This is a genomic window from Paracoccus sp. (in: a-proteobacteria), from assembly GCF_030536915.1.
GTDB lineage: Bacteria > Pseudomonadota > Alphaproteobacteria > Rhodobacterales > Rhodobacteraceae > Paracoccus.
Genome location: NZ_JAUNPC010000068.1, coordinates 1 through 11045 on the forward strand (window position 1 = coordinate 1; position 11045 = coordinate 11045).

Annotated in this window: 8 protein-coding genes and 1 pseudogene; 8 read left to right on the forward strand and 1 reads right to left on the reverse strand. The window is 68.8% G+C overall.

Annotated features, from left to right (window positions below; genetic code table 11):
• Positions 1-73: 73 nt before the first annotated feature.
• Positions 74-588, forward strand: a pseudogene (locus tag Q4F04_RS11350) (transposase); the annotation flags it as partial.
• A 597-nt stretch (positions 589-1185) separates the two neighbouring features.
• Here Q4F04_RS11350 and Q4F04_RS11355 read toward each other — a convergent pair.
• Positions 1186-2616, reverse strand: coding sequence for a hypothetical protein (locus tag Q4F04_RS11355; RefSeq protein ID WP_303369939.1), 1431 nt, complete (start codon positions 2614-2616; stop codon positions 1186-1188).
• 221 nt (positions 2617-2837) lie between these two features.
• Between Q4F04_RS11355 and Q4F04_RS11360 the strand changes: the two genes are divergently transcribed.
• From Q4F04_RS11360 to Q4F04_RS11390, 7 genes are all read left to right on the forward strand, one after another.
• Entirely contained in the window at positions 2838-3893 is a 1056-nt protein-coding gene (locus Q4F04_RS11360) for a C4-dicarboxylate TRAP transporter substrate-binding protein (protein WP_303369940.1), read from the forward strand.
• A gap of 124 nt (positions 3894-4017) precedes the next feature.
• Entirely contained in the window at positions 4018-4530 is a 513-nt protein-coding gene (locus Q4F04_RS11365) for a TRAP transporter small permease (RefSeq protein ID WP_303369941.1), read from the forward strand.
• Between the two features lies 1 nt (position 4531).
• Positions 4532-5869, forward strand: coding sequence for a TRAP transporter large permease (locus tag Q4F04_RS11370; RefSeq protein WP_303369942.1), 1338 nt, complete (start codon positions 4532-4534; stop codon positions 5867-5869).
• Between the two features lie 8 nt (positions 5870-5877).
• On the forward strand, positions 5878-6678 hold the full coding sequence (locus Q4F04_RS11375) for an IclR family transcriptional regulator (RefSeq protein WP_303369943.1): 801 nt from the start codon (positions 5878-5880) through the stop codon (positions 6676-6678).
• Positions 6679-6680: 2 nt separating this feature from the next.
• On the forward strand, positions 6681-8795 hold the full coding sequence (locus Q4F04_RS11380) for an FAD-dependent oxidoreductase (RefSeq protein ID WP_303369944.1): 2115 nt from the start codon (positions 6681-6683) through the stop codon (positions 8793-8795).
• Positions 8792-9967, forward strand: coding sequence for an acetyl-CoA C-acyltransferase (locus Q4F04_RS11385; RefSeq protein ID WP_303369945.1), 1176 nt, complete (start codon positions 8792-8794; stop codon positions 9965-9967). Before Q4F04_RS11380 ends, Q4F04_RS11385 begins: the two co-directional genes overlap by 4 nt.
• A 12-nt stretch (positions 9968-9979) precedes the next feature.
• A partial coding sequence (locus tag Q4F04_RS11390; protein ID WP_303369946.1) for an acyl-CoA dehydrogenase family protein occupies positions 9980-11045 on the forward strand: 1066 nt, incomplete at its 3' end.

Genomic DNA, 11045 nt, shown 5'->3' on the forward strand with positions numbered 1-11045 from the left:
TCCTGAGAGGAGCAAGGACGATGACGAGTTGCTGAAGGGCTGCAAGCGGCCCGAGGATCTGCTCGGCGATGCCGGGCTGTCGGTGCGCGACATCCGGGCGCATCTCGAGGATCTCTACGGGCTGCGGGTCTCGCCGGACCTGATCAGCCGGGGTGAGGCGGAAATGAAAACGATCCGGTGAATCGTTTTCCCGCCGAACGATGCCGTGCTGGAGAAAGTCCGGGCTTGGCAGCGACCTTGGCGCTGCACCGGACGTATCCGATCCATCCTCGGGAAAACGGGCCCCCGCCCCCGTTTTCTGATCCTCCTCCATCATCGATGCCTTCCGGGTGAAGATCCGCGATGCCGACAACCGGATGGTCAGGAGTGAGCCATCAAGGCGCCATCGGCCCGGGTCCGATGGCGAACGCGATCTACATCGCCTTGGACGTTGCCCACGAGGGCAAGCGCGAGGTTCTCGTGCTTTGGATTGTCGACAGCGAGGGCGCCAAGTTCTGGCTCTCGGTGATGAACGAGCTGTGCAACCGGGGCGTCCAGGATATCCTGATCGCCGTTGCCGATGGGCTGAAGGGCCTCCCCGAAAACATTCCAGGCTGTTGAAAAATTCGCTTTGGCTCGGCTGAGGCCTGCACTTGTCCGCGCTGCGGCCGCCGTTCACCAAGGCGTGCCGGTCGCAACTGCCATGCGGGCGAGCGGCATGCTGTCCTCAAGGGCAGACTGAGCACGGCCAGGCGAGCAAGGTCCGCAAGGGGATGTCGGGTGCGTCCCGGGCCATGAGAGAGCCTCGCCGGGACAGTCGGCCACTGACGTCGAGAAGCGTCCGCAAGAGGATCCCCTTGCGGACCGGAAGGCCATCATGACGGAGGACCGGAGGATGAAGCTGGACAGAGCGGACCTCGCCCGCCGCATGGCCCTGCGGCGCCCGCGCCCCTACCTTCAGGTGCCGTTGGGAAGGGTGGCAGCCGAGGCCGGCCTCCCGATCCGGACCGCGCGCCGCTGGCTGGCCCGCGACCGTGCGGACGGACCTGCGGGTTCTGCGCGTCCGCCGGCCGTAAGCCGGGACGCGCACCTTCCCGAAGGAGATGGTCGAACTGGTTGAGGGTCTGGCCCTTCTCGATCCGCGGCCCTCGATCGCCAGCATCCACGCGCCGTTGCCCAAGGTCGCAGAAGAAGAGGGGTCGAGCCTCACATCAGGCCCCACTCCACCAGCAGCGCCATTCCGATCGTCCACAGGGCCAGCCCTGACAGGCAGTAGAGCCCGTTCCAGCGGAAGCCCACGACCGCCGCGGGCCGTCCGACCAATGCGCCGGCATAGACCACCGTCGTCATCAGCGGCGTGAAGCCCATGACGCAGCTCCAGGTTCCCGCGAGGCACAGCGCTGCGGCCGCATCGCTCAGTCCCGGCACGTCGAGTTGTGTCACGAGGCCGCCCAGGACGGATGCCGTGATGATCGGGTTCACCCCTGCCGTGGCCAGCGCGAACATGGACAGGTTCAGCAGGACGATCATCTGCCAGGGCGCCCCGATCAGCGTGGCGACCAGCGCCTGCACCCGGTCGATCGGCAGCAGTTCCAGCGCCAGCACCGACAGAAGCCCCGCCGAGGCGAAGACGCCGATCTCGGCGGCGGCCAGGGGAAAGCGCCGGACCGTCCCGGCAGTGGCACGGCGCATCGCGGCACCCGCGCCGCCCGGACCGCTGCGCCCGATCCATGCCGCCCAGGCCAGGCCGTAGCCCGGCACGGCGATCAGCAGCGCCTGCTGGAACTGCAGCCCGGTAGCCGCGTGCAGCCCGAAGACCAGCGTGGCCAGCAGCGCCACATGCAGCACCAGCAGCGCAACCCCGCCCCGGTCGGCGGCATCCGGTCGAGGGGTTGCCCGCGACGTCAGCGGGATGCGCGGCGCCCCTGCCCAGTCCAGAAACCAGCCCCAAGCCAGGAACAACGCCGCCGCCAGCAACCCCGCAGGGCCGATGTCGGCATATTCCAGCCCGGGCATCGCCAGCAGCAGGGCGTTCAGCCCAAGCCCGATGGGCGACCAGAGCGGGGCCAGCGCAAAGCCGCGCAGCACGGCCGTCGTGATCCGGCGCAGCCGCCATTCCCGCAGGTCCGGGGGCAGATGGGCGCTCGTCTCCTCCAGCGACCGCCGCGTCATGTCCAGAAGCAGCGCGATGCCGCCGAGATTGATCAGGACGCCGAAGACATGGCCGCCGAAGTTCATCGCCAGATAGCGCCGGCCGGGGGGGCGCGTCGTGAGATAGCGCCCGGCGCGGACGACCTCGGGCGCCTCCGAGGCGACCACTCGCAGCGCCCCCAGCAGCGCCAGCAGCGCCGCCAGGAAGGCCATCCGCTCAAGCCCCCGGGACAATGTGTCGATGTCGATGCCGCGCAGGATCGCCACGGCCAGCAGCAGGGCGCAAAGGCCGACGGTCAGCCATGTGGCGATGGTGAACTGCCGCCAGCACAGGACAAGAAAGACCGCCAGCGCCGCGCCGGCGGTCAGGCCGATGGCGGCAGAGTGGATGAAGATGCCGGCAAGGGACGCCAGGATGACGACGATGATGCAGCCCTGTGCGACCAGCGTGCGGGCAGAGCGTTCCGGCGGGGGCAGAACCTGCATTCAGGCGGGCATCCGGGCAGCGGGCCTGCGCCAACGGCCGCAGCAGGGGCAGGCATCGTGGCCGGACATGAAGACGGCGCCCTTCCCTGCCAAGGTGAACACGGCTCTTTGTCCTTTCTGCGAATCCCCGGTGCCACTCTCGCAAATTCGCTTGAGGCGATGCAAGGTTGTTCCATTATGTGGGACAGTGTGCCATCTTGCGGAACGGGAGGAGAATCATCATGCGCTTTCTGACAACAAGTTTCCTGACCCTCGGCCTGCTCTGCTCGGCCTCGTCCGCGGCGATGGCCATGACGCTGATCTATGGCGAGGCCGGTCCCAACCGCGGCGTGCGGGCCGAGGCCACCCAGTGGTTCGTCGATCAGGTCGCCGAACGGACGAACGGTGAACTCACCATCGACGTGAACTGGGGCGGCGCGCTGTTTTCCGAAAAGGTCGCCGTCCAGTCGATCCGCGACGGCGTCGCCGACATGGGTTCGGTCATCGGCGTGTATTTCCCGCAGGACATGATCACCTATGGCCTGGCCGACCTGCCGATCCCGAACCCCGACCCCTGGGTGGGCATGAAGGCCACCGACAGGCTGATGCGCGAGAACGAGCAGATCCGCGAGAACCTCGCCCGGCAGAACCTGGTCTATGTCGGCACCTACACCACCTCGGCCGTGCAGGTCGGCTGCAAGGGCAAGACCATCGAGACCCTCGACGACGTGCGCGGGCTGAAGATCCGGGGCGTCGGCGCCTATGGCAAGGTGTTCCACGACCTGGGCGCGACGCCCGTCGACATGTCGGTCTACGAGGCTTTCCAGGGACTGGACACCGGGCTGATCGACTGCACCCAGACCTATCCCTACCTGGTCGAGTCGCTGAAGTTCGACGAGGTCTTCGACAGCTATACCGAGATCGACTTCGGCCAGATCGGCGCCCTGGGCATCATGATGAACAAGGACAGCTTCGATTCGCTGACGCCCGAGCAGCAGCAGGCGATCATGACCGCGGGCGAAGAGCTGGCCGATGAATTCGGGCGCATCCTGACCGACGCGAACGCCCGGTCCGTCAAGATCCTCGAGGACAAGGGCACGCCCATCCTGAAGATCTCGGACGAGGATCGCGCGCGGCTGGCCGAAAGCGGGCAGAAATACATCGACGAATGGGTCCAGCGGGCCGATGCCGCGGGCCTGGATGGCCAGGGCCTCGTGGATCGGTACACCGCGCTGATCGGCGAATTCACCGCGCTGCGCGACGAGCAGGGCTATCCTTGGGCCGCGCAGGCCAACTGACCGCATATCCCCCGAACCCCGCCGGGCGCGCCCGCCCCGGTCAGAAGCGCGCGCCCCGCCCATCCTCCCGGTCCCGCCCCGACGCGGCGGGACCGCAGCCCGACTGAACCCGGAGGTCCCGGCCATGAAGGCCATCGAACGCATCATGCTTGAATTCGCGGTCGTCTCGACGCTGGCCCTGGCGCTGGCGATCACCGCCAACGTGCTGGGACGGCAGTTCTTCGGCCTGGCCGTGCCGGACATCGTCATCATCGTCCGCGAGCTGATGATCCCCACCATCGTCTTTCCGCTGGCGGCGGCGACGGCCGCTCGCGCCCATATCGCCGTGACCTTCGTCACCGACCGCATGTCCCCCCGCACCCGGGGCAGGCTGATCATCTTCGGCTGGTTCGTGGCGCTGCTGGCGATGCTGCCGCTGCTTTATGCAAGCTGGCGCAACCTTTCGGGGTCCTGGGCCTCGGGCGAGTTCTACGACGGGCTTCTGGGCATCCCGCGCTGGCCGATGAAGCTGGCCTTCCTGCTGGGTCTTCTGATGATGACGATCCGCCTGGTCCTGGTCGCGCTGGAGGACATCTCGCAACTGCGCCGCACCGGCACCGTCACCGTTCCCAGCCACGCCGAAGAGGAGTCTGTCTGAGATGGACGCATCCACCATCGGACTTGTCGCCTTCGGGCTGGTCATCCTTCTTCTGGCGCTGCGCGTGCCGATCGCCTTCGTGCTGGCGGGCGTGGCCACCGCGGGCACCTTCCTGATCTATGCCTTCCGCACCGGCAGCTTCATGCCGGAACGCGCCATCAACCCGACCTCGTCGATGGTCGTGAACAGCTTCTTCGAGCTGATCCATTCCTACGACCTGTCGATGATCCCGCTGTTCGTGGCCCTGGGCAACATCGCCTATCACACCGGCATCACCACCCGCATCTACGACGCCGCCAACGTCTGGCTGCGCGGCGTGCCGGGGGGGGTCAGCGTCGCCTCGCTGATGGGCTGCGCCGGGTTCTCGGCGATCTCGGGCTCGTCCATCGCCTGCGCCTCGACCATGGGACGCATCTGCGTGCCCGAGATGCTGCGGCTGGGCTACAATCCGAAGCTGGCCACGGCCTCGGTCGCGGCGGGCGGCACGCTGGGCTCGCTGATCCCGCCCTCGGTGCTGTTCATCCTTTACGGCATCTTCACCGAGACCTCGATCAGCAAGCTGTTCCTGGCCGGCATCCTGCCGGGGCTGCTGACGCTGCTGGGCTACATCATCGTCGTGATGTGGTGGACCTCGCGCGATCCAAGCGCCGCGCCGGTCGATCCCCGGCCCGTCGCCAGGGGCGACCGCCTCAAGGCGGCGCTGTCGGCCTGGCCCGCCGTGGTGCTGTTCACGGTCATCATCGGCGGCATCTACGGCGGCATCTTCACCGCCACCGAGGCGGCGGCGATCAGCGTCGTGCTGACCATCCTGATCGGCTTCTTCGAAGGCTCGCTGACGCTCGGCTCGATGTGGTCGGCCATCCGCGACAGCCTGATCCAGACCGCGGCCATCTTCCTGATCGCGGCCTGCGCCAAGATCTTCGTGTCCTTCGTCGCGCTGACCGGGGCGGCAGGGATGGTGTCGCAATGGGTGGCCGAAGCCGGGCTGTCGCCGATTATGCTGATGGTGGCGATCTCGGCGCTTTATCTTTTCCTCGGCATGTTCCTCGACCCCGTGGGCATCATCGTGCTGACCCTGCCCTTCGTCATCCCGATGGTGGACAGCATGGGCATGGACCTGATCTGGTTCGGCGTCATCGTGGTCAAGCTGCTGGAGATCGGGCTGATCACCCCGCCCGTGGGACTGAACGTCTTCGTCATTGGCAACGTGACCGGGCGCGGCATCACTGTCGACCAGATCTTCGCCGGGGTGGCGCGCTTCCTGGCGATGGACATCGTGGTGCTGGCGATCCTTATCCTTGTGCCGGCGATCTCGACCATCATCCCGAACGGCTTGTAGGCCAAGCGATGACCGAACCGAACGATCCCCGTTTCGCGACGACCCTGGCCCGGGGGCTGTCGGTCCTGCGCGCCTTCCGCGTCACCGACGACGGGCTGAGCAATGCCGAGATCGCGCAGCGCACGGGTCTGCCGAAATCGACGGTGTCGCGGCTGACCTTCACCCTGGGGCAACTGGGCTACCTGGTCCAGTCGCCCCGCGACGACCGCTTCCGGCCCGGCCCGACCCTGGTGGCGGTCGGCCATGTGGCGGCGGCCTCGCTGTCCTTCCTGGTCCCGGCGCATGAGCTGATGCAGCGGCTGGCCGAGGAAACCGGGACGCTGGTGGTCCTTGCGGTCCGGGATGGCGACAAGCTGGTCCTGATCCGCACCTGGCGGCCGACCCGCGTGGCCTCGATCTGGCTTGAGGTCGGGCAGCGCATCCCGCTGCAGCCCTTCTCGTCCTGGCGGGCCTTCATCGCCGCGGCGCGGCCCGGCGAGATCGGACGGATCGCCGCCGAGCGCCTGCCGGGCCGGGATGCGCTGCAGGCGCTGCTGGACGACAGGCCGCAGGCGCTTGCCGACATGGCGCTGCAGGGCTTCATCTCGACCCCTGCGGGCAGCGGGATGACGGCCGCCTACAACGCGGTTTCCGTGCCCTTCCGCAGCGGCAACCTGGCCGAGCCCGTCGTCTTCACCTGCGGCGCGCTGCCCGCCGAGGCTTCGGTCGAGCGCATGGAGACCGAGGTCGGCCCCCGTCTTGCCGCCGCGGTCCGCACCCTGGAACGATTGACCGGACAGGCCTCTGGCCCCGTCCGCATGGAGGCCTGAGCATGGCTGGACAGACCCCCGTCACCTATCGCCGCGAAGGCGAAATCGCCTTCATCGGGATCGACAACCCCCCGGTCAACGCCCTGTCCGCGGCGGTGCGGCAGGGACTGGCCGAGGCCGTCGCCCGCCTGGCCGATGACCCCGAGGCGCGGATCGCCGTGCTGTTCTGCGCCGGGCGCACCTTCATCGCCGGGGCCGACATTTCCGAATTCGGCAAGCCGCCGGTGCCGCCGAGTCTTCCCGACGTGATCGCCGCCATCGAGGCGTCCGAGAAGCCCGTGGTCGCGGCGCTGCATGGCACGGTCCTGGGCGGCGGGCTGGAGGTCGCCCTGGGCGCCCATTACCGGATCGCCGTGCCCGGCACCCGGATGGGGCTGCCCGAGGTGACGCTGGGCCTGCTGCCGGGCGCGGGCGGCACGCAGCGGCTGCCGCGCGCGGTGGGGATCGGGGCGGCCATCGACCTGATCACCTCGGGCCGCCAGATCGGCGCGGACGAGGCGCTGCGGCTGGGGCTGATCGACGCCGTGGCAGACGGAACCGACCCCCGCGCCGCCGGCGAGGCCGAGGCGCGGCGGCTGCTGGATCAAGGGACCGGACCCCGCCGCCTGGGCGAAGCCGAGGCTCCGCCGGTGGACGCGGGGATGGTCGAGGACTGGCGCCGCAAGGTGGCGAAAGCCGCCCGCGGGCAGGTGGCCCCGCCCCGCGCCCTGGATACCATCATCGAGGGCCTTGCGCTGCCCTTCGCCCAGGGCATGGCGCATGAGCGCCGCGCCTTCATGGACCTGATGCAGACGCCCGAGCGCGGGGCGCTGATCCATGCCTTCTTCGCCGAACGCCGCGCCGCGCAGGCCGACGACCTGACCGGCGTGAAGCCGCGGGACGTCAACCGCGTCGGCATCATCGGCGGCGGCACCATGGGTCAGGGCATCGCGGCGGCGGCGCTGACGGCGGGGCTGGACGTGACGCTGGTCGAACGCGACGAGGCCGCGGCCGAAAAGGCGGCCGCCGGGATCGGCAAAATGCTGGAAGGCGCCGTCAAGCGCGGCAAGCTGGCCGCCGATGCGCGCGAGCGGATGCTGTCGCAGGCGTTCCGCGCCGTCGCGGCCTATGACGCGCTGGCCGAGGCCGATCTGGTGATCGAGGCGGTGTTCGAGAACCTCGATGTCAAGCGCGAGGTGTTCCGCACCCTCGACGGCATCTGCCGCCCCGGCGCGGTGCTGGCGACCAACACCTCCTATCTGGACGTGAACCTGATCGCGGAGGCGACCGCGCGCCCGCAGGACGTGATCGGACTGCATTTCTTCTCGCCCGCCAATGTCATGCGGCTGCTGGAGATCGTCGTGGCCGACCGCACCGCCCCGGACGTGGTGGCGACCGCCTTTGCGCTGGCCAAGCGGATGGGCAAGATCGGCGTGCGCTCGGGCGTCTGCGACGGCTTCATCGGCAACCGGATGCTGTCGACCTATCGCACGGCCGCCGATCACATGGTGCTGGACGGGGCCTCGCCCTACGCCATCGATCAGGCGATCGTCGGCTTCGGCTTCCCGATGGGGCCGTATCAGGTGGGCGACCTCGCCGGGCTGGACATCGGCTACGCGACCCGCCAGCGCAAGGCGGCGACCCGCGATCCGCGCGAGCGGGTGCCGGTCTTCGCCGACCGGCTGGCCGAGGCGGGACGCCTGGGCCGCAAGACCGGGCGCGGCTATTACATCTATGACGAAGACAGCCCGCAGGGCCGTCCCGACCCCGAAATGGCGGGGATGCTGGACGGCATCCGCCGCGATCTGGGCATCACCCCGCGCGATTTCACGCCCGAGAAGATCCAGTCCCGCTACATGGCGGCAATGGTGAACGAAGGCGCGAGGATCCTCGACGAAGGCATCGCCGCGCGGGCCTCGGATATCGACGTGGTGCTGCTGCACGGCTACGGCTTCCCGCGCTGGAAGGGCGGCCCGATGCACTGGGCCGACGCGCAGGGGCTGGACCGCATCGCGGCCGACATCGCCCGCTTCGCCCAGGAAGATCCCTATTTCTGGCAGGTTTCCCCCTTGCTGGCCCGGCTTGCGGACCAGGGCGGGAAGCTTGCCGACGCGAACACCGGAAAGGATGCGACATGAAGGACGCCGTCATCGTCTCGACCGCCCGCACGGGCATCGGCAAGGCCGGCCGGGGCAGCCTGAACCTGACCCATGGCGCGACCATGGGCGGGCGCGCCGCCGCCGTCGCCGTGGAACGCGCGGGCATCGACCCGGCGCTGATCGAAGACAGCATCTGGGGCTGCGGCTACCCGGAATATGTCACCGGCGGCAACATCGCCCGCCAGATCGTCGTCCGCGCGGGCTTTCCCGTCAGCATCGCCGGAACCACGGTCAACCGCTTCTGCGCCTCGGGCCTGCAGGCGCTGGCGATGGGCGCGCACATGGTCCAGCAGGAAGGCGCGCGGGCCGTGCTGACCGGGGGGCTGGAATCGATCAGCCTGGTCCAGCCCCCGCCCCGCAACTCGCGCGAGGCCTGGATCGAGGAGCACAAGCCCGACCTTTACCTGCCGATGATCGACACCGCCGACAACGTGGCCGAACGCTATGGCGTCAGCCGCGAGGCCCAAGACGAATATTCCCTGCGTTCCCAGCAGCGGATCGCGGCGGCGCAGCAGGCGGGGCTGTTCGCCGACGAGATCATCCCGATCGACGTGATCCGCGCCGTGATCGAGAAGGCCACCGGCGAGACCCGGCACGAGGACATCACCTTCGACCATGACGAATGCAACCGCCCGACGACCACGCTGGAAGGTCTGGCCGCGCTGAAGCCGGTCAAGGGCGAGGACAGGTTCATCACCGCCGGCAACGCCTCGCAACTGTCGGACGGGGCGGCGGCGCTGGTGGTCATGGACGGCGAGGTGGCGGCGCGCGAGGGCGCGACCCCGCTCGGCGCCTTCCGCGGCTTCGCCATAGCGGGCTGCGAGCCCGACGAGATGGGCATCGGCCCGGTCTTTGCCGTGCCGCGCCTGCTGGAACGGGCGGGGCTTACGGTCGATGACATCGACCTGTGGGAGCTGAACGAGGCCTTTGCCAGCCAGGCGCTTTACTGCCGCGACCGGCTGGGGATCGACCCCGAGAAATACAACGTCAACGGCGGCTCGATTGCGATCGGCCATCCCTTCGGCATGACCGGCGCGCGCCTGGCGGGCCATATCCTGCTGGAAGGCAAGCGGCGCGGCGCGAAATGGGGCGTCGTCACCATGTGCATCGGCGGCGGCCAAGGTGCTGCCGGGCTGATCGAGATCTTCTGAGGAGAAGCCGCCATGGACATGAGCTTTTCGCCCGAGGACCAGGCCTTCCGTGCCGAGGTCCGCCAGTTCTTTCGGGACCGGCTGCCCGCGCGGCTGTCCGACAAGGTCCGGCTTCAGCAGGAGCTGACCAAGCCCGAGATCGAGGAATGGCACGCCGTCCTGAACGAAAAAGGCTGGCTTGCCGGCAACTGGCCGGTCCAGTTCGGCGGCGCCGGCTGGACCGCGATCCAGCGCCATATCTTCGAGGAGGAAAGCGCACTGGCCCACGCCCCCCGCGTCCTGCCCTTCGGCATCGCCATGCTGGGGCCGGTGCTGCAGAAATTCGGGTCGAAGGAACAGCAGGACCGCTTCCTGCCGCGCATCCTGAACGGGCAGGACTGGTGGTGCCAGGGCTATTCGGAACCCGGCGCGGGGTCGGACCTCGCCTCGGTCAAGACGACGGCAGTGCGCGACGGCGACCATTACATCGTCAACGGCCAGAAGACCTGGACCACCCTGGGCCAGCACGCCAACTGGATCTTCTGCCTCGTGCGGACCGATCCCGCCGCCAAGGCGCAGGAGGGGATCAGCTTTCTCCTGATCGACATGACCAGCCCCGGCATCACCGTGCGGCCCATCGTGCTTCTGGACGGCACGCCCGAAGTGAACGAGGTCTTCTTCGACGACGTGCGGGTGCCCGCCGAGAACCTGGTGGGCGAGGAGAACAGGGGCTGGACCTACGCCAAGTATCTGCTGACGCATGAGCGCACCAACATCGCGGGCGTGGGCTTCGCCACCGCGGGCCTTGCCGCGCTGAAGCGGATCGCGCGGGCGCAGGTGGCGAACGGCAGGCCGCTGATCGAGAACCCGCTGTTCGCCGCCCGTCTGGCCCAGGTCGAGATCGACCTGATGGCCATGTCCACGACCAACCTGCGGCTGCTGGCGCAGGCGGCAGCGGGCCAGGTGCCGGGGGCGGAAAGCTCGATGCTGAAGCTGAAGGGCACCCAGATCCGGCAGGCGATCAACGACCTGACCCGCCGCGCCGTCGGCCCCTGGGCGCTGGCCTTCCCGTCCGAGGCGCTGGAGGGCGCGAATGACG

What these genes read in the sequence shown, in the direction of transcription:
- Q4F04_RS11355 (WP_303369939.1), bottom strand. Translation starts at nt 2,616, where the DNA reads ATGCAGGTTCTGCCCCCGCCGGAACGCTCTGCCCGCACGCTGGTCGCA.
- Q4F04_RS11360 (WP_303369940.1), top strand. Translation starts at nt 2,838, where the DNA reads ATGCGCTTTCTGACAACAAGTTTCCTGACCCTCGGCCTGCTCTGCTCG.
- Q4F04_RS11365 (WP_303369941.1), top strand. Translation starts at nt 4,018, where the DNA reads ATGAAGGCCATCGAACGCATCATGCTTGAATTCGCGGTCGTCTCGACG.
- Q4F04_RS11370 (WP_303369942.1), top strand. Translation starts at nt 4,532, where the DNA reads ATGGACGCATCCACCATCGGACTTGTCGCCTTCGGGCTGGTCATCCTT.
- Q4F04_RS11375 (WP_303369943.1), top strand. Translation starts at nt 5,878, where the DNA reads ATGACCGAACCGAACGATCCCCGTTTCGCGACGACCCTGGCCCGGGGG.
- Q4F04_RS11380 (WP_303369944.1), top strand. Translation starts at nt 6,681, where the DNA reads ATGGCTGGACAGACCCCCGTCACCTATCGCCGCGAAGGCGAAATCGCC.
- Q4F04_RS11385 (WP_303369945.1), top strand. Translation starts at nt 8,792, where the DNA reads ATGAAGGACGCCGTCATCGTCTCGACCGCCCGCACGGGCATCGGCAAG.